The 21,527-nt window shown below is 72.7% G+C and carries 20 protein-coding genes and 1 tRNA gene; 9 read left to right on the forward strand and 12 right to left on the reverse strand.

What is annotated here, in order from left to right; translation table 11 throughout:
* Positions 1-9 precede the first annotated feature (9 nt).
* Positions 10-408 (reverse strand): winged helix-turn-helix transcriptional regulator, encoded by a 399-nt coding sequence (locus tag ACIRVF_RS00815; protein ID WP_402811822.1) that lies wholly within the window; start codon positions 406-408, stop codon positions 10-12.
* A 98-nt stretch (positions 409-506) separates the two neighbouring features.
* On the opposite strand from ACIRVF_RS00815, the gene ACIRVF_RS00820 reads away from it, so the two are divergent.
* The gene (locus tag ACIRVF_RS00820; protein WP_402811824.1) at positions 507-1,355 is read left to right on the forward strand and encodes an SDR family oxidoreductase; all 849 of its coding nucleotides are present in this window, start codon (positions 507-509) and stop codon (positions 1,353-1,355) included.
* 144 nt (positions 1,356-1,499) lie between these two features.
* Entirely contained in the window at positions 1,500-2,492 is a 993-nt protein-coding gene (gene rarD, locus ACIRVF_RS00825; RefSeq protein ID WP_402811826.1) for an EamA family transporter RarD, read from the forward strand.
* Between the two features lie 23 nt (positions 2,493-2,515).
* Here rarD and ACIRVF_RS00830 read toward each other — a convergent pair whose 3' ends face one another.
* The 3 genes from ACIRVF_RS00830 to ACIRVF_RS00840 are packed head-to-tail and all read right to left on the reverse strand — an operon-like array spanning position 2,516 to position 5,732.
* Positions 2,516-3,391 carry an ABC transporter permease gene (locus ACIRVF_RS00830; RefSeq protein WP_402811828.1) on the reverse strand — a complete coding sequence of 292 codons (876 nt, stop codon included), beginning with the start codon at positions 3,389-3,391 and terminating at the stop codon, positions 2,516-2,518.
* Entirely contained in the window at positions 3,378-4,469 is a 1,092-nt protein-coding gene (locus ACIRVF_RS00835; protein WP_402811831.1) for an ABC transporter ATP-binding protein, read from the reverse strand. Before ACIRVF_RS00835 ends, ACIRVF_RS00830 begins: the two co-directional genes overlap by 14 nt.
* A gap of 3 nt (positions 4,470-4,472) precedes the next feature.
* Positions 4,473-5,732 carry an outer membrane lipoprotein carrier protein LolA gene (locus ACIRVF_RS00840; protein ID WP_402811834.1) on the reverse strand — a complete coding sequence of 420 codons (1,260 nt, stop codon included), beginning with the start codon at positions 5,730-5,732 and terminating at the stop codon, positions 4,473-4,475.
* 196 nt (positions 5,733-5,928) lie between these two features.
* Here ACIRVF_RS00840 and ACIRVF_RS00845 point away from each other — a divergent pair, with 196 nt between their 5' ends.
* Both ACIRVF_RS00845 and ACIRVF_RS00850 read left to right on the forward strand, forming a co-directional pair.
* Positions 5,929-8,502, forward strand: a complete 2,574-nt coding sequence (locus tag ACIRVF_RS00845) for a bifunctional FO biosynthesis protein CofGH (protein WP_402811836.1) — start codon at positions 5,929-5,931, stop codon at positions 8,500-8,502.
* A gap of 180 nt (positions 8,503-8,682) precedes the next feature.
* Positions 8,683-9,798: an ADP-ribosylglycohydrolase family protein gene (locus tag ACIRVF_RS00850; RefSeq protein WP_402812925.1), complete on the forward strand. Its 1,116-nt coding sequence runs from the start codon at positions 8,683-8,685 to the stop codon at positions 9,796-9,798.
* A 143-nt stretch (positions 9,799-9,941) separates the two neighbouring features.
* On the opposite strand, the gene ACIRVF_RS00855 is transcribed toward ACIRVF_RS00850, so the two are convergent.
* From ACIRVF_RS00855 to ACIRVF_RS00865, 3 genes are all read right to left on the reverse strand, one after another.
* Positions 9,942-10,151, reverse strand: coding sequence for a DUF397 domain-containing protein (locus ACIRVF_RS00855; protein ID WP_402811838.1), 210 nt, complete (start codon positions 10,149-10,151; stop codon positions 9,942-9,944).
* On the reverse strand, positions 10,148-11,011 hold the full coding sequence (locus tag ACIRVF_RS00860; RefSeq protein ID WP_402811840.1) for a helix-turn-helix domain-containing protein: 864 nt from the start codon (positions 11,009-11,011) through the stop codon (positions 10,148-10,150). Before ACIRVF_RS00860 ends, ACIRVF_RS00855 begins: the two co-directional genes overlap by 4 nt.
* A gap of 533 nt (positions 11,012-11,544) precedes the next feature.
* Positions 11,545-12,285, reverse strand: a complete 741-nt coding sequence (locus tag ACIRVF_RS00865) for a GPP34 family phosphoprotein (RefSeq protein WP_402811842.1) — start codon at positions 12,283-12,285, stop codon at positions 11,545-11,547.
* A gap of 298 nt (positions 12,286-12,583) precedes the next feature.
* Here ACIRVF_RS00865 and ACIRVF_RS00870 point away from each other — a divergent pair, with 298 nt between their 5' ends.
* From ACIRVF_RS00870 to ACIRVF_RS00880, 3 genes are all read left to right on the forward strand, one after another.
* Entirely contained in the window at positions 12,584-14,986 is a 2,403-nt protein-coding gene (locus ACIRVF_RS00870; RefSeq protein WP_402811845.1) for a serine hydrolase, read from the forward strand.
* Positions 14,987-15,103: 117 nt separating this feature from the next.
* Positions 15,104-15,176: transfer RNA gene (locus ACIRVF_RS00875), tRNA-Arg, on the forward strand.
* Between the two features lie 324 nt (positions 15,177-15,500).
* A complete protein-coding gene (locus ACIRVF_RS00880) occupies positions 15,501-15,704 on the forward strand; it encodes a hypothetical protein (protein ID WP_402811847.1) in 204 nt (67 codons plus the stop codon).
* A gap of 10 nt (positions 15,705-15,714) precedes the next feature.
* Here ACIRVF_RS00880 and ACIRVF_RS00885 read toward each other — a convergent pair whose 3' ends face one another.
* The gene (locus tag ACIRVF_RS00885) at positions 15,715-16,752 is read right to left on the reverse strand and encodes a phosphatase PAP2 family protein (RefSeq protein WP_402811850.1); all 1,038 of its coding nucleotides are present in this window, start codon (positions 16,750-16,752) and stop codon (positions 15,715-15,717) included.
* Positions 16,753-17,175: 423 nt separating this feature from the next.
* Between ACIRVF_RS00885 and ACIRVF_RS00890 the strand changes: the two genes are divergently transcribed.
* Together ACIRVF_RS00890 and ACIRVF_RS00895 are read left to right on the forward strand one after the other, a co-directional pair.
* Entirely contained in the window at positions 17,176-18,147 is a 972-nt protein-coding gene (locus ACIRVF_RS00890) for a sigma-70 family RNA polymerase sigma factor (RefSeq protein WP_402811853.1), read from the forward strand.
* A 146-nt stretch (positions 18,148-18,293) separates the two neighbouring features.
* Positions 18,294-18,563 carry a hypothetical protein gene (locus ACIRVF_RS00895; protein ID WP_402811856.1) on the forward strand — a complete coding sequence of 90 codons (270 nt, stop codon included), beginning with the start codon at positions 18,294-18,296 and terminating at the stop codon, positions 18,561-18,563.
* A gap of 53 nt (positions 18,564-18,616) precedes the next feature.
* Here ACIRVF_RS00895 and mscL read toward each other — a convergent pair whose 3' ends face one another.
* The 4 genes from mscL to ACIRVF_RS00915 form a co-directional block, all read right to left on the reverse strand.
* On the reverse strand, positions 18,617-19,033 hold the full coding sequence (gene mscL, locus ACIRVF_RS00900; protein WP_402811858.1) for a large conductance mechanosensitive channel protein MscL: 417 nt from the start codon (positions 19,031-19,033) through the stop codon (positions 18,617-18,619).
* A gap of 30 nt (positions 19,034-19,063) precedes the next feature.
* A complete protein-coding gene (locus ACIRVF_RS00905; protein ID WP_402811861.1) occupies positions 19,064-19,336 on the reverse strand; it encodes a hypothetical protein in 273 nt (90 codons plus the stop codon).
* A 325-nt stretch (positions 19,337-19,661) separates the two neighbouring features.
* Positions 19,662-19,991, reverse strand: coding sequence for an FmdB family zinc ribbon protein (locus ACIRVF_RS00910; RefSeq protein WP_402811863.1), 330 nt, complete (start codon positions 19,989-19,991; stop codon positions 19,662-19,664).
* 125 nt (positions 19,992-20,116) lie between these two features.
* Positions 20,117-21,469: an MFS transporter gene (locus ACIRVF_RS00915; RefSeq protein ID WP_402812928.1), complete on the reverse strand. Its 1,353-nt coding sequence runs from the start codon at positions 21,467-21,469 to the stop codon at positions 20,117-20,119.
* Between the last annotated feature and the right edge of the window lie 58 nt (positions 21,470-21,527).

The raw sequence follows: 21,527 nt of genomic DNA on the forward strand, positions 1-21,527 counted from the left end.
CCGCCCGACTCAAGGAGCGGTGGGCCGCCCGTCGTACTCCTCGCGGGCCGCGACCACCGAGCCCACCCGCTGCTCGGACCAGTGCGCGAGCGCCGCGACCAGCTCCGCCGCCTCCCGGCCGAGCGGGGTGAGGCTGTAGTCGACCCTGGGCGGGATCACCGGGTGCGCCTCGCGCAGCACGAAGCCGTCCCGCTCCAGCGTCTGCAGGGTCTGGGCGAGCATCTTCTCGCTGACCCCCGACACCCGCCGCCGCAGCTCGCTGAACCGGTGGCCGCGCTCGCGCAGCGCGCCGAGGACGAGCACGCCCCAGCGGCTGGTGACGTGCTCCAGTACGCCCCGGGACGGGCACATCCGGTCGAAGACGTTCGCCGGGGGAAGCTCGCTCGTCCGCATTCCACTTACCTCCATGCCAGTACCGTACTTTGAAGTGCGTACTTTCGAAAGGTTAGTGCCATCCCTAGGGTGAGTTCCGAGGTCAGCGAACCGCCCACGAGAAGGAGCACCCCATGTACGTCGTCACCGGAGCCACCGGCCAGCTCGGCCGCCTCGTCGTCGAGGGCCTGCTGGCCAAGGTCCCCGCGAGCGAGGTGGCGATCGCCGTGCGCTCCGCCGGGAAGGCGGCCGACCTGGCCGCGCGCGGGGTCGACGTCCGGGTGGTCGACTACGACGAGCCGAAGAGCCTGGCCGGCGCCTTCGCCGCCGGTGACCGGGTGCTGCTGATCTCGGGCAGCGAGGTCGGCCGCCGCGTTCCGCAGCACCGGGCCGTGGTGGAGGCCGCCCGGACGGCCGGGGTCGCCCTGCTCGCCTACACCAGCATCCTCGGCGCGGCGACCTTCCGGCTGGCCGACGAGCACAAGGCGACCGAGGAGCTGATCCTCGCCTCCGGCCTCCCGTACGCCTTCCTGCGCAACGGCTGGTACACCGAGAACTACCTGGGCGACGCGGCCGGCACGGTGGAGCGCGGCGTGGTGCTCGGCAGCGCCGGGGACGGCCGGGTGGCCACCGCCCCGCGCCGGGACTACGCCGACGCGGCGGTCGCCGTGCTGCTCGACGGGAGCGAGCAGAACCGTGCCCACGAGCTGAGCGGTGACGTCGCCTGGAGCCTGTCCGAGCTGGCCGCCGAGCTGGCGAAGGCCTCCGGCCGGCCGGTCGAGCACCGCGACGTCACCCCGGCCGAGCACCTGGACGTCCTGGTCGGCGCGGGCCTGCCGCAGGGCTTCGCCGAGGCGCTGGTCGACGTGGACGCGGGCATCGCGCGCGGCGAGCTGGCCGGCACCCCGGGCGAGCTGGCCCGGCTGATCGGCCGCCCGACCGTCCCGCTGGCGAAGTCCGTCCGCGCGGCGCTGGGTGCCTAGGACGACCGAGGTGACCTGCGAGAACGCCGGGCGCGTCCCAGCATTCAAGCAATGTCATGACCAAAATCCGGAAACGGAGATGACAGCCTGCCCTCCCGCCCGCTACCGTCGCCAGGACGACACACGCGCGGGAGGGCACTCGGCATGCCACAGACGAACCAGCGGGACAGCGGCCGAGGCCTCTGGTACGGCATGGCGGCCTACGGGATCTGGGGGCTCTTCCCCCTCTTCTGGCCGCTGCTGGAGCCCGGCGCCGCCGACGACATCCTGGCCAACCGGATGGTCTGGTCCCTGGTCGCGGTCGTGCTGCTGCTGGTCGCCCAGCGGCACTGGGGCTGGATACGCCCGCTGCTGCGCCAGCCCCGCCGGCTCGCCATGCTGGCCGGCGCTGCCACGGTGATCTCCGTCAACTGGGGCGTCTACATCTGGGCCGTCAACAGCGGCCACGTGGTGGAGACCAGCCTCGGCTACTTCATCAACCCGCTGGTCACCATCGCCTTCGGCGTCCTGGTGCTCAAGGAGCGGCTGCGCGGCGTGCAGTGGACGGCCGTCGGCATCGGCGCCGCCGCCGTCGCGGTGCTGAGCATCGCCTACGGGCAGCTGCCCTGGATCGCGCTCACCCTGGCGCTCTCCTTCGCCACCTACGGCCTGCTGAAGAAGCAGGTCGGGCTGAGCGGGCTGGAGAGCCTGGCCGCCGAGAGCGCCTTCATGTTCCCCTTCGCCCTCGGCTACCTGGTCTACCTGGAGGTCAGCGGGCGCGGCACCTTCGGGCACACGGTGGCCGGCTCGTACGGCTGGGGGCACTCCGGGCTGCTGATGCTCAGCGGGGTGATCACCGCGATTCCGCTGCTGTTCTTCGGCGCGGCCGCCGTCCGGGTGCCGCTGACCGTGATGGGCCTGCTGCAGTACCTGGCGCCGGTGTTCCAGTTCCTGATCGGCGTCGCGGTGTTCCACGAGTCGATGCCGCCGGCGCGCTGGGCCGGCTTCGCCCTGGTGTGGGCCGCGCTCGCCCTGCTCACCTGGGACGCGCTGCGCCAGGTGCGGACCGACCGCGCCGGGCGGGCCGCGGCCGTGCCGCCACCCGCCCCGACGGAGGCGGCCCCTACGGCGGCCGTCGAGGAAGCCGTCACGCGCTGACGCCGCTCACGCGCTGATGTCGCTCACGCGCTGATGTCACGGCTGGTGAACCGGGCCCAGGCGGCCGAGCCGAACACCGCGACGTAGGCGGCCTGCAGCCCGAGGTCCTTCCACACCCCGTCCCAGTACATCGGTTCCCGCAGCAGGTCCGAGAAGCTCATCCAGTAGTGGGTGAACAGGAACGGCCGGACCGGGTCCAGCTGCGGGAAGGCGTCCAGGATCTGCACCGTGATCACCAGCCCGACGGTCGCGGCCATCGCCGCGATGCCGCTGCCGGTGAGGGTGGAGACGAACAGCCCGATCGCCACCAGCCCGGCCAGCGAGACCGCGACCACCCCGGCCACCAGCACCGCCCGCAGCAGGGCGTCGGTGAAGCCGATGGTGTCCCCGGAGATCAGCGTGACCTCGCCGAGCGGGAACAGGGTGGCGCCGGTGGCCAGCGCCGTCACCGCCACCGCCGCGGTGGCTGCCAGGCAGAACACCAGCCCGGCGGTGAACTTGGCGGCCAGCAGCCTGGTCCGCCCGGCCGGGGCGACCAGCAGGTAGCGCAGCGTCCCGGTGGCCGCCTCGCCCGCCACCGAGTCCCCGGCGACCACGCCGACCGTCATCGGCAGGAAGACCGGCAGGGCCACCGCCAGCGCGGTGAACACCAGGAACAGCCCGTTCTGCGTGGTCTGTGCGATGAAGCTCGGCGCCCCGCCGCCACCGCCGCGCGGACTGTCCGTGTTGAGCTTGACGATCACCCCGATCAGGATCGGCAGCGCCGCCAGGATGCCCAGCAGCACCTTGGTCCGCATCCGGCGGAAGGTCAGGTGCAGTTCGTTTCGGAACAGCGCCAGGAACCCGGAGGCGGTCTGCGGCCGGCGGCCGACCACCAGCGCCGTCTCAGCCTGCGACATCGAAGCCCTCCCCGGTCAGCGCCACGAAGGCGTCCTCCAACGTGCCCCGCTCCAGCCCGAACCCGTGCACCCGGACCCCGGCCTCGACCAGCGCCGCGCACAGCTTGGGCAGCGCCTCGTCGCCGCTCGCGCCCAGCTCGCCGTCCACCCGGCCCTCGCCCGGCACCAGCGCGCCCACCTGGTGGGCCGCCAGCACCTCGGCGGCCTGCGCCACGTCGGGGGTGCGGACCACCAGCCGGCCCTGCGCCCGGGCGGCCAGCTCGGCGACGGTGCCCTGCACCACCAGCCGGCCCCGGGACATCACCGCCGCGTGGGTGCAGACCTGTTCGATCTCGTCCAGCAGGTGCGAGGAGAGGAACACCGTGGTGCCCTCCGCCGCGACCTCCCGGACCAGCGCCCGGATCTCCCGCATGCCCTGCGGGTCCAGGCCGTTGGTCGGTTCGTCCAGCACCAGCAGCTCACGCGGCTGCAGCAGCGCGGCGGCCAGGCCCAGGCGCTGCTTCATGCCCAGCGAGTAGGCGCGGGCCTTCTTGCCCGCGGCGGCGCTCAGCCCGACCCGCTCCAGGGCGGTCTCGACCCGCTGACGCCGGGTGCGCGGGTCGGCGGTCGGGTCGGCGGCGTCGAAGCGGACCAGGTTGTCGCGGCCGGACAGGAAGCCGTACAGGGCCGGCCCCTCGATCAGCGCGCCCACCCGGGGCAGCACGGTGGCGACGGACTGCGGCATCGACTCGCCGAGCACGGTGGCCGCGCCGGAGGTGGGGGCGATCAGGCCCATCAGCATCCGGATGGTGGTGGTCTTGCCGGACCCGTTGGGGCCGAGGAAGCCGAAGACGGAGCCGCGCGGCACGGTCAGGTCCAGGCCGTCCACGGCGAGCTGACCGCCGCGGAAGCGCTTGGTCAGGCCACGGGTCCTGATCACGTCGTCGGTGCGGAAGGAGCCGGAGGAGGTGGGGGAGCCGGGCGAGTTGAGGGAGCTGGGGGAGCTGGGGGAGCTGGAAGGAACGGGGGCCGGGCGCGACGCGGCGCCCGGACCCCCGGCCGACTCCGTAACGTCCCCCGTTACGGGAGTCTCGGTCATCCGTCAGTTCACCCCGGCGGCGTGCTGGAGGACCGGCAGGGTCACCGCACCGGCGAAGACCCGGCCGTCGTCCGTGAGCAGGACGTTGACGACCTTGGTGCTGATCAGGGTGCCGCCGCCGACCGGCTTGCCGAGCGACTTCACCAGGGCCTGCGGGTTCATCGACCGGCCGTGCTGCTTGCCCTTCTTGCCGGTGTCCTCGCCCTTCGGCGCCTCGACGGCGGCGGGCAGCTGGGTGGAGACCACGGCCGTCCAGCCCTCGCCGATCACGTTCACGCCGTCATGGCCCTTGCCCTGGGTGCCCCGGTCGCCCTGCTCACCCCTGGCATCCTTGGCGTCCTTGGCCGCCTCGTCCGCCTTCTTCTCCGTCACCTTGGCCCCCTTGGGGGCGGTGAAGTCGAAGGTCTTGGCGGCCGGCGCGGTGAAGGACACGTCGGTGAAGTGGACGTCCAGCACGGTGGAGCCGTCGGTGGACTTCACCACCACCGCGAGCGGCACCCCGTTGTCGGCGGCCACCGAGATCCGCACCTCGGAGATCGTCGAGCCGGACTGGGTCGGCCTGACGCTCAGCTGGTACGCCTTCTGCCCCGCCACGTTCGCCGTGCCGGCGACGGTGACGGAGGTGGTGCCGGCGCTCCCGGTGAGGAACTTCTCGGCGGCCTCCTGCGGGGTGGTCGGCACCCCGGCCGGCGGCGCCTTCGGGGCCTTGGCGTCGGCCTTGCCGTGCTCGGCCGGACGCCCGGTCGTGTGCAGGGCGGTGTTGGTCGTGCTGTCCCAGGCCCAGCTCTGGTCGCCGTTGCGGACCAGGGTGTAGCCCGCCATGTTCTCCATCAGGTCCACCCGCTGACGGTCCGGACCGTCCACCGCGACCCGCAGGGTCTGGTCGCCGCCCAGCAGGCCCAGCAGCTTGGACTGCGGGTCCGCCGACGCCTGGCCCTGGTCGCCGCCGTGCCCGGCCGCCGCACCGAGGCCGCCGGCCGCGGCGCCCAGCAGCTGGCTGGGCAGGCCGAGGTCGGTGGAGACGGAGACCGTACCGGACAGGGCCTGGGTGTCGGAGCCGAGCACCTTGGCCACCACCTGCTCGGCCGAGAGCTGCGGCAGGCTCGGCGGGGAGTCGGCGGCCAGCGCCGGCACCAGCCCCACCCCGGCGGCGATCACCGCGCCCACCGCCAGCGGCACCCCGGCCCGTACCAGGGTGCGCCGTCGTGAGTGGTACGGCACCCCGTCGCCCACCTGGTCGTCCACCGCCGTCTCATTGGTCATGGCGCACTCAACTCCTCTGCGAACGCGTTCGATTGGCACTGCTCCTCCATTAGAGGCCGGTGCCGTCGCCGCGTCATCGCCCTGCAGGGTCACTTCGAGGTGAACCTGGTGGGTACACCGACCCTGAGACGGCCTCAGGGTTGTGTCCTACCGACGTACCACCCTGACGTAGGGTCGCGCCATGGACGGAACCGCCATGGACGCAAGCAACCCCCCGACCGCTAACGCGATGCGGCGCGCCCTGCGCCGTGCCCGGGACGGCGTCGCCCTCGACCTCGCCGAGGCCGCCGTACTGCTCCAGGCCAGAGGCGAGGACCTGAGCGACCTGTGCGCCAGTGCCGCCCGGGTCCGCGACGCCGGCCTGGAGGCGGCCGGCCGCCCCGGCGTCATCACCTATTCCAAGAGCGTGTTCATCCCGCTCACCCGGCTCTGCCGCGACAAGTGCCACTACTGCACCTTCGCCACCGTCCCCGGCAAGCTGCGCCGGGCCGGCCACGGGATGTTCATGTCCCCGGACGAGGTGCTGGAGGTCGCCCGGCGCGGGGCCGAACTCGGCTGCAAGGAAGCCCTGATCACGCTCGGCGACAAGCCCGAGGACCGCTGGCCCGAGGCCCGCGAGTGGCTGGACGCGCACGGCTACGACGACACCATCGCCTACGTCCGGGCGATGTCCGTGCGCATCCTGGAGGAGACCGGGCTGCTCCCGCACCTCAACCCCGGGGTGCTGAGCTGGACGGACTTCCAGCGGCTCAAGCCGGTCTCCGCCTCGATGGGCATGATGCTGGAGACCACCGCCACCCGGCTGTGGAGCGAGCCCGGCGGCCCCCACCACGGCTCCCCGGACAAGGAACCGGCCGTCCGGCTGCGGGTCCTGGAGGACGCGGGCCGCAGCTCCGTCCCCTTCACCAGCGGCCTGCTGATCGGCATCGGCGAGACCCACCAGGAGCGCGCCGAGTCGCTGTTCGCGCTGCGCCGGGTGTCCCGGGCCTACCACGGCGTCCAGGAGCTGATCCTGCAGAACTTCCGCGCCAAGCCGGACACGGCGATGCGCGGCATGCCCGACGCCAAACTCGACGAGCTGGTGGCCACGGTGGCGGTGGCCCGGCACCTGCTGGGCCCCACCGCCTGCCTCCAGGCGCCGCCGAACCTGGTGGACGGCGAGTACGAGCGGCTGATCGCGGCCGGCATCGACGACTGGGGCGGCGTCTCCCCGCTCACTCCGGACCACGTCAACCCCGAGCGCCCCTGGCCGCAGATCGACCGTCTGGCCGAACGTTCCGCCGCGGCCGGCTTCGAGCTGCGCGAGCGCCTGGCGGTCTACCCCGAGTACGTGCTGCGCGGCGAGCCCTGGCTGGACCCGCGGGTGCTGCCGCACGTCCGCGCCCTGGCCGACCCGGCCACCGGCCTGGCGAACCCGGACGCCACCGTCCGGGGCCTCCCCTGGCAGGAGCCCGAGGACCTGCCGGAGGCGTACGGCCGGACCGACCTGCACACCGCCGTCGACACCGAGGGCCGCACCGGCGACCGCCGGGCCGACTTCGAGGACGTGTACGGCGACTGGGAGGTGCTGCGCGAGCAGGTGCTGGCCAAGGGCGCGCCCGAACGCCTCGCCGGGGACCTGCGCGAGGCACTGGCGGTGGCCGCCGACGACCCGACCCGGCTCACCGACGACCACGCGCTGGCGCTGTTCCACGCGGACGGCCCGGCCCTGGACGCGCTGTGCCGGATCGCCGACGACGTCCGCCGGGACGCGGTCGGCGACGACGTCACCTACTGCGTCACCCGGAACATCAACTTCACCAACGTCTGCTACACCGGCTGCCGCTTCTGCGCCTTCGCCCAGCGCCGCACCGACGCCGACGCCTACACCCTCTCCCTGGAGCAGGTCGCCGAACGGGCCGCCCAGGCCTGGGAGGTGGGCGCCACCGAGGTGTGCATGCAGGGCGGCATCCACCCGGACCTGCCCGGCACCGCCTACTTCGACATCGCCCGCGCCGTGAAGGAGCGCGTCCCCGGCATCCACGTGCACGCCTTCTCCCCGATGGAGGTGGTCAACGGCGCCACCAGGACCGGGCTCTCGATCCGGGACTGGCTGCAGCGCGCCAAGGAGTCCGGCCTGGACACCATCCCGGGTACCGCCGCCGAGATCCTCGACGACGAGGTCCGCTGGGTGCTCACCAAGGGCAAGCTGCCGGCCGCGACCTGGGTCGAGGTGGTCACCACCGCGCACGAGCTGGGCATCCGCTCCTCCTCCACCATGATGTACGGGCACGTGGACACTCCCGCGCACTGGCTCGGCCACCTGCGGCTGCTCGCCGACATCCAGCGACGCACCGGCGGCTTCACCGAGTTCGTCACCCTTCCGTTCGTCCACACCAACGCCCCGGTCTACCTGGCCGGCATCGCCCGCCCCGGCCCGACCGCCCGGGACAACCGCGCGGTGGTCGCGATGGCCCGGCTGCTGCTGCACCCGCACATCCCCAACATCCAGACCAGCTGGGTCAAGCTCGGCGCGGAGGGCGCGGCCGAGATGCTCCGCTCGGGCGCCAACGACCTGGGCGGCACGCTGATGGAGGAGACCATCTCGCGGATGGCCGGCTCGGCGTACGGCAGCTACAAGTCGGTGCGCGACCTCCAGGCGATCGCCGAGGCCGCGGGCCGTCCGCACCGCCAGCGCACCACCCTGTACGGCGAGGTCCCGGCCGAGCGCCGGGCGGCGGCACTGGCCTCGGACGGGCACCTTCCGGAGCTGCTGCCCGTCCTGGACTGAGGCCGGCCGCGGGGCCCCGGCCGCTCGCGGGATCGTCCTCCGGGAGCGGCCGGGGCGGGGAACCGAAGTACGAGGGACGCCGTCGTCTCGCTCGCGCCTTCGAATACAGTGCCAGGGCGCGCGCCACGGCCGTGCGTCGCGCGGCCCGGCCCCCACCCCGACGAAAGGCGCCCCGTCGTGATGCCACTGTGGTCACGAGCCCAGCAGCAGGACTTCCGCAGCCGGGTGCGCGGCTGCCTGCTCGGCGGTGCCATCGGTGACGCGCTCGGCGCCGGCGTCGAGTTCGAGCCGCTGGAGCGGATCCGGGCCCAGCACGGACCGCAGGGCGTCACCGGCTACGTGCCCGCGTACGGGCGCACCGGCGCCGTCACCGACGACACCCAGCTCAGCCTGTTCACGGTGGACGGCCTGATCCGCGCCCACATCCGGCGTGACACCGGCAGCTGGCACCCGCCCACCGACCTCCACCTGGCCTACCTGCGCTGGGCCGCCACCCAGCGCGACTGGGGCCCGGACGAGCGCCGCCCGGGCCTCGGCTGGCTCGGCCGCGAGGAGTGGCTGTACGCCCGGCGCGCCCCCGGCCAGGGCTGCCTGACCGGCCTCAGCGGGCCGGACGGCGAGCGGCTCGGCACCCTGGAACGGCCCAAGAACCCCCACTCCAAGGCCTGCGGCACGGTGGTGCGGGCGGCGCCGTTCGGGCTGCTCACCACCTGGGAGCCGGGCCTGGTGTTCCAGCTCGCGGTGGAGTGCTCGGTGCTCACCCACGGCCACCCCACCGGCTACCTCGCGGCGGGCGCGTTCGCGGTGATCGTCCAGTCGGTGGCCCGCGGCGGGACCCTGGAGGAGGGCGTCCACCTGGCGCTGGCCCTGCTCTCCGAGCGGCAGGCGCACGAGGAGACCACGGCCGCGCTGCGGGCGGCACTGGACGCGGTGCGGGCCGGCGAACCGTCCGCCGAGCGGGTGGAGGCGCTGGGGGAGGGCTGGGTGGCGGAGGAGGCGCTGGCCATCGCGGTCTACTGCGCGCTGGTCGCCCACGACGTGCGCTCGGGGCTGCTGCTGGCCGTCAACCACTCCGGGGACAGCGACTCCACCGGCGCGATCTGCGGCAACCTGCTCGGGGTGCTGCACGGTGACACCGCGCTGCCGCCGGGCCTGGTCGCGGGGGTGGAGGGGCGCGGGGCGATCCTGGAACTCGCCGACGACTTCGCGCTGGAGCTGATGCACGGGACCGAACTGCACGACCGGCGGACGCCGGAGGGGGCCGACTGGGCCGCCCGCTACCCGGTGGAGCACTGAGCGGTGGTGCCGTGAGGGACGGCGGCGCTGTGACGGGGACTTCCCGGCACGGCAGTTGCCCGTGGCGCCGACCGCCGCTCGGGGCGACGGACACCGCTACGGGCAACTGGGCCGAGCACGGATCCGGTTCGGACCCGGGACCCTCAGACCTCGCCGAAGGCCCCTGTCGCCGCGGCCGACGCGAAGGCGTTCCAGGCCTCGGTGGAGAAGCGCAGTTGCGGTCCGGCCGGGTCCTTCGAGTCCCGGACCGCCACCGCTCCCGCGGCCGGTCCGGAGATCTCCACGCAGGCGCCCTGGCCTCCGCTGTGACTGCTCTTTCGCCAACGTGGTCCGTGCTCGGCGGGGTTGATCATTCGTGGTATCCCTTTTCGATGTCGGCTATCAGCGACCGGCTCTCCGCGACACCGAGCGCGGCCGCTCTCAGGTAGTCGTAGAGACCGGTATAACGGCGCACATCGGCCTCCTTCTCCAGGTAGAGATCGCTCGTCACACCTTCGAAGTAGACAACTGTGGAATCGGCTGACTCCGGGAACTCCAGCAGGGAGAATGTCCCGGTCATACCGGGATGGGCGCCGTGCGAGAACGGGATCACCTGGATGGTGATGTTCGGGCGCAGGCTCAGCTCCAGCATCTGCCGCAGCTGCCGGGCCATGATCTCGCGGCTGCCCACCTCGCGGCGCAGCGCCGCCTCGTCTATGACGGTCCACAGGCTGCCGAGCTGGTTCTCGCCGTGGACCCGCTCCTGGCGCTTCATCCGCACCTGCACCCGGCGCTGCACCGCGGTGGCGTCGGTGTCCGGCTGGGTGCCCTCGACCACCGCCTGGGCGTACTGCTCGGTCTGCAGCAGGCCGGGGATGAACGAGGACTCGTAGGCGCGGATCGAGGAGGCCTCCGCCTCCAGGCCGATGTAGACGCTGTACGGCGTGGGCATGTCGTTGAAGTCGTGCCACCAGCCGCGCTGGCGGGACTCCTTGGCCATCTCCATCAGACTGCTGCGCATCTGCTCGTCGGTCACGTTGTACACGTCGCAGAGGTCGCGCACGTCGCGCTGGCTGATGCTGCGGCGGCCGTTCTCCAGTCGGCTGATCTTCGACTGGGAGACCATCAGCCGGCCGGCCACCTCCTCCGCCGTCATCCCGAGGCCCTCGCGGAGCTTGCGCAGCTCCGAGCCGAGCCGTCGGCGGCGCACGGTGGGATTGATGTTCGCGGACACGTCGACCTCCGGCCGAACCTCTGGTGATCGTTGGAACGGCAGCCCTCGGAACACATCGGACATTGGGACCAACCCCCCTGACTCGGAGCAGCATGTCACCTTGGGCCAGCTCGGCGCCGGGGAATCACAGCAGCGCAGTAGAACAGATCATCGGAAAAGCGCGTCCGTGAGACAGCGGTGGCTCCCAGGTGGTAATGCGGCTCGGTGACTCGAACCGGTAGTGGGCGGAGGACCCCGACGGGCCTCCGGGAACGGCAGAGGGGCGGTCGCCGGGCGACTTGCGTCGCGGGGCGACCGCCCCTCGGTGCTGCTGGTGGTGCCGGTCTTGCCGGTGGTGCGGAGTCGCACGCTGTCGCACGGTGTCGCGCCGTGCAGTGCAGTGCCGTTCGGTGCCATGCGGTGTCGTGCCGTGCAGTACGGTGCCGTGCGGTGTCATGCGGTGTCATGCAGTGTCGTGCGGACGGTGGTTCAGCGCCTCCGAGGGGCGCGAACGGGGGGCCGCCCGCTGCCGGGCGCGCCGCCGGCGGTTCGGGTCAGCGGACCGCGACCCGCGGAGCGGTGACCCGCCCGCCCGTGGTCCGGCCTCCGGCACGGGCGCCGGAGCGGCCGGTGGCGGCCCCGGAACTCTGGGAAGAACGGTTCTGCTGCGTCGGCAGGCCGTTCTGCACGTCCATCACGGCGTGCGCGACCATCCCGCCCAGCGGGTCGTACCGGATCAGGTCGCGCAGCCGCGACCGTGAGGACCGTCCCTCGTTGCCCGGGTACAGGTGCTTGCCCAGGCCCACCGAGTGGGCGAGGGCCGCGAGCGCGGCCGTCCGCGGGTCCGGCGGCACGCCGGTGCGGATCGCGGTGTCCAGCCGCTGCTTGATCGCGGCGTTGGTGCAGTCGTCGGACGCCTGGTAACGCGTCGTCGGCAGCACCCCGCACACCTGCCCCGGCACGGCCGTGACCATGCCGCAGCGTTCCAGGTGCGCCAGGTAGGTCTGCCGCAGCCCCAGCCGGGGCCCGCCGATCCAGTGCGCCGCGCGGACCGGACTGCCGCGTCGTCGCAGCAGCTCCAGTGCGTGGTCAAGGGTCGGGTCGCCGGTCGGCCGTGCGAGCACGACGGCGATCCGGTCGCCCTCCGGTACGATCCGTCCGGCCAGGGACAGCTCGACGAGCTGCGCCCCGGCGAGTCCGAGGTCGAGGGTCTGCGGCTGCGCCGTGGTACCCGTGGTCGGGTCCAAAGCGAGCAGCAAGAGTTCCTCGGGAACAGTTCTGCGGCTCTTGCCCATCCAAGCCTCCCCGCGTGGATGAGAGACAGGGTGACGCCTCTCACACGGGCTTGTCGAGTACGCCTCCGAATCGTGACCTTGCGGTGAAGGCGCGGAACCGGGGGCCTCAAGCCCGGCGTCTGACTCTTGAACAGACCGCGGTGCGGCCGTGCGGCGGCAATACGCGCCGGTCGGGCGGGGTGTGCGCGGCTGGATCGACCGTCGGTGGCGGAGACTGTACAGGTACACGGGGCGGGGCGTCGGCTTCCCGAAATCGGGTCTGCCGGTGCCCCGCCGGGCGTTGAGGAGGCTGGGATACGTGGGCGAGTCCCCCGACAGGGTGCTGAGGGACGGCGAGCGGGAGCAGGACCGCGAACGCGAACGGACCGGTGCGCCGGCTGCCGGGGCGTCAGCCGAGGCTGCCGCGGACGTGTCCGCGGAGGGTCCGGCCGACACCTCGGCGGAGGAGGTGCCGGGGACCGGGGCGGGGGCCGGGACCGGGGCGTCCGCAGGGGCAGCACCCGCTGACACGCCCGCCGAGGCCTCGGCCGAGGCATCCGCCGACACGCCGAAGGGCGGCGCCGAGGGCGGTTCGACCGTACAGCTGCGTGTCCACGATGTGGACAGTCGGACGACGATGCTGCGGCTGCCGGTGGACAACAAGACCACCGCGCTGCGGCTGCCCGCGGAACTGCTGAAGCCTGCGGGCGGCGACAGTTCCGAGGATGCGGCGGAGAATGAGAAGGACTCGCCGAAGACTGACGGAGCGAAGGCAGCCGGCGGCCGACCGCCCGGCGCCGACCCGCGTCTCGCCATGCGGACGACGGGGGTGGCGGCCGAGAAGGCCGACGACAAGGCTGACGACAAGGCTGCGGGAGACACGGCCGAGAAGAAGGCTGCGGACAAGGCCGACGAGAAGGCTGCGGAGAAGGCCGACGGCGCGGCCGACACGCCTGACACGCCCGACGCCGACTCCGCCACCGACGCCGACTCCGCCACCGACGCCGACTCCTCCGCCGACACCGACGCGGACGCGGACGCGGGCAAGGGCGACGGCGCCGAGGCCGACTCTCCCGCCGGCGCCACCGCGACCCTCGCCCTGACCAAGAAGGGGGAGCCGGCTCAGAAGGTGGCCGGGTCGGACCGGACCGAGAAGCTGGAGAAGCCCGAGCCGCTGCGCGCCCCCGCGGCCCCCGCGACCCCCGCCCCGGCTGCCGGCACCGTCCCCGCCGCAGGGACCGTCCCCGAGCCCCCGGAGCCTGCTCAGGCGCCCGAGCCGGCCCCCGTGCCGAAGCCGGTGCCCGAGCCGAAGCCGGTGCCCAAGCGCCTCCCTGAACCCGAGTCGGCTCCGGCCCCGGGCCCCCCGCCGCTGCCGCCCGTCCCGCCGCTGCCCCGGCCGGAGCCGCTGCCCTCCCCGCAGCCCGCTCCCCAGCCCTCGCCCGAGACCACGGCCGAGGCGATGGAGGTCCTGGCCACCCTCAACGCCCGCCCGGTCTCGCCGCTGCGCCGCGCGCTCAAGCGGATCACCATCTGGACGGTCTTCCTGGCCGTGGTGCTCGGCGCGGTCGTGGTGGCCCAGCTGCTGCGCCCGCTGCCGGACCCGAAGATGCGGATGACGACCGCGGGCACCTTCAACTTCACCGGCGACCCGCTGGACCTCGCCTGGCCGGCCAAGGGCCAGTCCGCGGCCGAGGTGGTCGGCGTCGGCAGCCTCGGCAGCTCGGGCCAGGAGACGCCGGCCCCGATCGCCAGCGTCACCAAGGTGATGAACGCCTACCTGATCCTGCAGAAGTACCCGCTGAAGAAGGGGGAGAGCGGCCCCAAGATCACCGTCGACCCGCAGGCCGCGCAGGAGTCCGGCAACAGCGACGAGTCCCGGGTGACGCTCACCGCGGGTCAGGAACTCACCGAGTACCAGGCCCTGGAACTCCTGATGCTGCCGTCCGCCAACAACGTGGCCCGGCTGCTCGCCCGCTTCCACTCCGGCTCCGAGGAGGCGTTCGTCAAGCAGATGAACGACACCGCGGCCAAGTTCGGCATGACCAACACCACCTACGCCGACCCGGCGGGCTTCAACGCGGACACCAAGTCCACCGCGAAGGACCAGCTGAAGCTGGCCGAGCAGGTCATGAAGGACGACATCTTCCGGCAGATCGTCTCCACCCCGGACACCACGTTCAACAACGTGAAGATCTCCAACACCAACAACCTGATCAACCCGAAGACCGGTGTCATCGGCGTCAAGACCGGCTCCAGCACCCCGGCCGGCGGCTGCCTGATGTGGGCCGCCTACAAGGAGATCGGCGGGGTGAAGCGAATGATCCTCGGCGTCACCCTGGGCCAGCAGGCCACCTCGCCCAACCCGGGCGACGGCATCCTGCCCACCGTGCTCAAGGTCAGCGGCAAGCAGATCCAGGCGGCCCAGAACGGGCTGACCGGCCAGACCGTGGTGAAGAAGGGCGACGTCGTCGGCACCGTGGACGACGGCCTCGGCGGCAAGGTCCCGGTCGTCGCGACCAAGGACCTCGTGGTGGCCGGCTTCCCGGGCGTCACCGGCACGATCACCCTGGACCCGGCCGCGCTCCACCACAACGAGAAGGCGGGCAAGGAGATCGGCACGCTGCGCGTGGGCTCGGGCGACGGAAAGTCGGAGGTCCCGGTGGCCCTCCAGTCCGACCTCAACCCGCCGTCCATCCAGTCGCGCCTGCTGCGCCTCCTCTGATCCCTCCCCCTCCCCGACGGCCCGAAGGGGGAGCCGGCCCGCCCGGCTCCCCCTTCGCCGTCCCCCGCCCACCCCCGATCCGGTACGCTGTGAACGGCCTGGTCACCGACCGGCCACGCCTCAGTAGCTCAGGGGATAGAGCACGGCTCTCCTAAAGCCGGTGTCGCAGGTTCGATTCCTGTCTGGGGCACAACAGAACCGCAGCTCACAGGCCCTTCCTCCCCACTCCGGGGACGGAGGGCCTGTGGCGTTTCCGCCTCCCGCCGGCCGCCCGTGACGACTCGGTCAAGCGCGGGTAGCGGCAGATCCGCCGGAGGGCGACCGCCAGGAGCCGCCGGTTCCGGCGGAAAGGCCTGGCCGGGCCCCGGCCGGCGGCCGAGCGGATTCACGGGAATTCCGGAACCATCCCTTCTTCTTGTGCTCCCGGGGTGACAGAACCGCCGGGGGTACACCCAGTCACCGCCCGGAGGGCGCAGCCGCTGCGCCCACCACCACCGCCACCTTCGGACGGGGCGTGACGGACTACCAGATCGCCGTCCTGGACGGGCACCAGACCGCGCTGACCAGGCTCGCCGACGGTGGCGTGACGGTCGAGTACCAGCCGAACGGCTACTTCCGGGAGGCCCAAGTGGTTCCCAGCGCGGTCTTCCTGCTGCTGACCGCGGCCCTGCTCACCTACGCCTGGCGCACCGTGCGGACCATCCCGGGCAAGGCCTGACCGCTGCCGCTCACCCCTGGGCCCTCCGCCGATCCGGCGGAGGGCCTGCGGCGTTTCCGGGGCGGCTCGCCGGGGGCCCCGCCGCCTCGGCGGACGGCTGCCCCAGCGGTCCGCCGCCTCGGTGGACCGGTGCGTCCGGGCGGTCGGCGGGGTCGTCCCGGCCGGGCGCGTCCGACCCGGCGCCGTCCGGCCGGTCGGCGGCCAGCGGGTCGTGATCCAGCAGTCCGTCGTCCAGCGGGTCGTGATCCAGCGGGGCGTCGGCCAGCGGGCCGCCAGCGTGCGGGCCGTCGGGGCGCGAGGGCCGGACGTACGGGACGATGACCCGCTGGACCCGGGGCCTGGTGCGCCAGTTGACCCGACGTACGTCCCGGGCCAGGGCGCCCGGGCGCCACAGTTCGATCGCGGCCGTGACGACGCCCAGCACGACGCCGGCGGCCAGCCAGCCCGCCACCACGTCGCTGGGCCAGTGCACTCCGAGGGCGGTCCGGGTCCAGCCGATGGTCAGCACCGTGGCGGCGGCCACCGAGCAGGCGGCGGTCCGGCCGCGGCGGTCGACCCGGTACCAGAGCAGGCCGACCAGGACGGCACAGGTGATCGCCGAGGCCATCGCGTGCCCGGAGGGGAAGGCCGGGCCGCCGGCGTGCGAGACCGGGTCGGAGAAGGCGGGCCGCTGCCGGCCGACGGCCAGCTTGAGCGCCCACTGGCAGCCCCAGCCGACCAGGGCCTGGGCAGCCGTCCAGCCGGCCAGCACCCGGGCGCCGATCAGCCAGAGCCAGGCGGCTGCGATACCCAGCAGTGCACGCATCGTGACGGGGCCGCCGATGTCGGAGAGGGTCTGCACCGCGGCGGTCCAGATCCGGTGATCCCGTGCGTAGTCGTGGAGTTCGCTGGTCCAGTCCTGGTCGAACTGGTACAGGGGGTGCCAGTGGCCCGTCACCAGCGTCGCCAGGAGGCAGAACAGCGCGGCGCAGCCCAGCGCGAGCGACGCGTCCCGGAGGAGGCGACGCTGACGCACAGTGACGGAAGTCGTGCTGTTGGTCAGGTGCATGCCTGGTACCTTCCCAGCGTCCTGTGCCGATCGGGAGCTGGGGTGATAGCGATTCGGCATCTTTTGTGCGGAGGACCTGCGTGCGCCGGGGCGTGGGCGCGGGCGGAAACCGGGGGGCGCACGGGAACGTGCGCGACCGCCCGGCTGTTCAAGGAAGGGGCGGCGATCACGTGTGCGGCTGGTGAAGAGCGCTCCACGGTAGGTCGCGAACGGGCACGTGAAGTGTTCGACCGGTCACCCAGTGTCCAAAGCCGGGTGAAAACCGGCAGGATACTGCATTGCCGGGAAGAATCTGAGCGACTTGGGAATGTTGTCCGGAATCTGTTCGTTGGATCGTTATGTGTGAGCCCTTCGGGGCCCGCACTTCTTGCCCTCTCGGGGCAGGCAGGCAGACCTCGGCAAATTCCAGCAAAGGGAGCAAGCATGGCCACCCGTGCCGTCGTTCGCGACAGGGCCGACCGGACTCGCGCGGCCCGCCCGACCAACCTTGAGGCCGACCGCGACCTGGTCGGTATGTACCTCGACGAGATCGCCAGGACGCCCCTGCTCGATGCCGCCGAGGAGGTCGAGCTCTCGCTGCGGATCGAGGCCGGCGTGTACGCCCAGCACATGCTGGACGAGGGCGACCTCCCCGAGGGCGTCACGCGCGAGGAGCTGGAGGCGATAGCCGCCGACGCCGAGCGCGCCAAGGACGTCTTCATCCGCTCGAACCTCCGTCTGGTCGTGGCGGTCGCCCGCCGCTACCCGCGCAGCGGTCTGCCGCTGCTGGACCTCATCCAGGAGGGCAACGCCGGCCTGGTGCGAGCCGTCGAGAAGTTCGACTACGCCAAGGGTTTCAAGTTCTCCACCTACGCGACGTGGTGGATCAGGCAGGCGATTACCCGCTCGATCGCCGACCAGTCCCGCACGATCCGGCTGCCCGTGCACCTGGTCGAGGAGCTCGGCCGGATCCGCCGGGTGCAGCGTGAGAAGTCCAAGGAACTGGGCCGCGAGGCGGAGCCGGCCGAGATCGCGGCCGAGCTGGACACCACCGAGGCCCGGATCAAGGACGTGCTGGACTGGGCGCGGGACCCGGTCAGCCTCAACATGTCGGTCGACGACGAGGGCGAGACCCAGTTCGGCGACCTGGTGGAGGACACCGGTGCGACGTCCCCCGAGGACGCCGTGATGGTCATGCTCCGCCGCGAGGAGCTGGACGACCTGATCGGTCGGCTGGACGACCGCACGGCCTCGATCATCCGCTCCCGCTACGGCATGGAGGACGGCCGCGAGCGCACCCTCACCGAGGTCGGCAAGCAGCACGGCCTCACCCGTGAACGGATCCGCCAGATCGAGAAGCACGCGCTGGCCGAACTGAAGAAGATCGCCGACCACGCGGGCTTCGAAGCCGCCTGACGGCCGAGGCCGACGGCCGAGGTCGACCGCCACCCGGGCCCTGATGCGGAGCGCTCCGCACCAGGGCCCGCGGCGCGTCGCGGGCCTCTTAGGCTGGAGGGACGGGCCAGAGGCACGAACCAGGGGATCGGCAGGGAGTGGGCAGGGTGAGCGAGCAGCGGCAGGGACAGGAACAGGGTCAGGGTCAGGGTCAGGGAGAACAGGGGCAGGAGGATCGGGACCAGGGGCAGCCGAAGGCCCGTAGTGGCCGGCGCCCGGCCGCGGGCAAGGCCCGCCTGGTCTTCCGCGACCCCCTGGACCAGCAGTCCCGGGACGACACCGACGCCGGCTGGGGCGACCGCCCCGGGGCCGGGGAGAGCGGTGGGCGGGGGCTGGACTGGTACCTGAGCCAGCGCCCGCCGCACCACGGGGACTAGAGGGTCTGTCCGGAGGTGGGGTGCTGGGGTAACGGGACGGGGTAGCCGGGGGACTAGCGCGCCGTGACCAGCGCGTCGCGGATCTCGGTCAGCAGTTGGACCTCCTTGGCCTCGGCCTCGGCCGCCTCCTCGGCGACCGTCTTGCGCCTGGCCGCCATTCGGTTCATCGGCACGATCAGGACGAAGTAGACGACGGCGGCGGTGATCAGGAACTGCAGGGCGGCGCTGAGGACCGATCCCCACAGGATGAGGACGCCGGACGTGACCTCACCGGCGGCGCTCACCTCGCAGGGCCCCTTGAGGCAGGAACTGTAGGACGCCAGGTCCTTCGTCCCGAACGCACCGACGATCGGATTGATCACGCCCTTGACGAAGGCGTTGACGATGTTGGTGAAGGCCGCGCCGATGACCACGGCGACGGCGAGTTCGACGACATTTCCACGCAGCAGGAATTCCTTGAAGCCTTTCATGCCGCCTCGAACGACGAAGTCGTTCCGAGGTCACGGGTGGTCCTCCGGATTCCCGGATTGACAACCCGTACGGCCCACCGCGCCCTCCGGGGGCGGCGGCAGTCCGGCCCGCGCGGGCCCGAACGCCAGCGCCGCGGCCACCGCGAGCAGCACCAGCGCGGGCACCCCGGCCCGGCGCCGGACGGCCCGGCGCCAGCGGTGCCACCCGCCGCACCCCCGCCGGATCGGCGGGAAGCTCGGCACCTCCTGCCGCGGCGGCACGGTGGGCGCGGGCAGTGGAACGGACAGGCCCATGGTCGTCATCGGGGCACCTCCGGACTCGGTCGGTCGTCACGTGCGGTCGGTCGTCACGTGCGGTGGGACGCCGGGCGGTGGATCACCGCCCGGTGACCCACACGATGCGCGCTCGTGCCACCGCCGGAAAGCCGGTTCCCACAACCTGTGGACAACCCCGCCCCTGTGGACAACTTCGTACACTCACACGAGTGGGTCCGACCTTCGAGAATTGACGGAGATCCCCCACGCGGGCACCGCGGGACGCGAAAAGGCCCGCCGCCCCCGCGCGAAGCGGGGCCGACGGGCCTTCCCGTGAAGCCTCAGGAGCTCCCGGAACCTCCGGGAGCCGAGCTCAGCTCGCGGCCGGAGCCGGGCTGCTGGTCGAGCTGGAGGTGCTCGACGAGCCGGACGAACCCGAGGAGCCGGAAGCGCTCGACGAACCCGACGTCGACGACGACGTCGAGGAGCCGGCGGACGAACCCGCGCCCACCGAGCTGCTGGAGGACGAGCGGCTGTCGGTCCGGTAGAAGCCCGAGCCCTTGAACACGACGCCCACGGCCGAGAAGACCTTGCGGAGCCGTCCCTGGCAGTCGGGGCACGTGGTCAGCGCCTCGTCGGTGAACTTCTGCACCGCCTCCAGGCCGTTGCCGCACTCGGTGCACTGGTACTGGTACGTGGGCACTTGTCTTCCTCCTGGCACTCTCGCCTGATGAGTGCTAACGATGGTCAATGATGCGGTATTCCGTTGGATCAGTCCAGCGAATCCGGTGTGAGATGAGCCGGTACGGGCCGCGTCCGACCGATCGCTCAGCCCTTGGCCGCGCCGACCAGCTCTGCCGAGGCGGCGCGCTCGCCGGACCCCGCCACCACATGACCGCTCCTGACCGGCGCGACCAGCAGGTGCCGCATCGACACCAGCGCGACCAGCCCCAGACCGGCGCCGGCCAGCGGCACCAGGAACCCGGCGGACGGCCCGTGGGAGTCGATCAGCCGACCGGCCACCATCGAGCCGACGGCCAGGCCCAGGCCGATGGCACCGGTCAGCCAGGTGAAGGCCTCCGTCTTGGCGCCGTCCTCGACCAGGGTCTCGACCAAGGTGTAGCCGCTGATCAGGGTCGGGGCGATGGCCAGACCGCAGAACAGTCCGGCGATCGACAGCGTGACGAGGTCGGGCATCGCCCACAGCGTCGAGCAGCCCACCACCAGCAGGGCGTAGCTGATGACCATCCGGTGCCGGACGGCCCGACGCCAGGCGATGACGCCGTAGAGCACGCCGGCCACCATCGAGCCGCCGGCGAAGATCCCGTACACGGTGCCGGCGGCGCCGTGCTGGCCGACCGAGTCGGCGAAGGCGTTGACCGAGACCTGCATCCCGCCGAACACGGCACCCACCCCGAGGATCACGCCGGCCAGCAGCCGGACGCCCGGGGAGGCCAGCGCGGAGGCGCGCCGCGCGCCGGGCTGCGGGGCGGTCCGGGCCGGCGCGGTGCGGCGCCGGGCGGCGAAGACCAGGCCGCCGACGAAGGTCAGGGCGGCCTCGGTGATCAGCGCGGCGGACGGGTTGACCGAGGTGGCGATCTTGGCGGCCAGGATCGGGCCGATCACGAAGGTGAACTCGTCCGTCACCGATTCGAAGGCGAACGCGGTGCTCACCTTGGCCGCCGAGGAGGCGGAGGCGCCCTCGGCGCCGATGGTGGCGATCCAGCGGGCCCGGACCATCGCCCCGATCTGCGGAACGCTCGCGCCGGCCGGGACGGCGGCCAGGAGCAGGCACCAGACCGGCGCGTGCCCGAGGGCCAGCGCGATCAGCAGGCCGACCGAGGCGGCGTGCACCACCACGGTCGGGACCAGGACGGCGGCCTGCCCGTACCGGTCGGCGAGGCGCCCGGTCTGCGGGCCGATCAGTGCCTGGGCGACGGCGGCGATCGCCGTGACGGTGCCGGCGGTGCCGTACGAGCCGTAGGTGTTCTCGACGAGCATCAGGATGCCCATGCTGAGCATCGCGTAGGGCAGCCGTGCGACGAAGGCGGGGACCAGGAACGTCCAGGCGCCGGGCGTGCGCAGCAGCGCGCCGTAGCCGACCTTGGCCGGTGCTGTCGCGCTGTCGGGGGTGCCGGCCGCGGTGTCCGGAGCGGTGTCCGGGGTGGGGTCCGCGGCGATCTCGACCGTTCGGCGGGCCGTCACGGTCGGTCCTTCCTGCTGCCTGGTAGCGCGGCAG

This window comes from Kitasatospora sp. NPDC101157 (assembly GCF_044768255.1).
Classification (GTDB): domain Bacteria; phylum Actinomycetota; class Actinomycetes; order Streptomycetales; family Streptomycetaceae; genus Kitasatospora.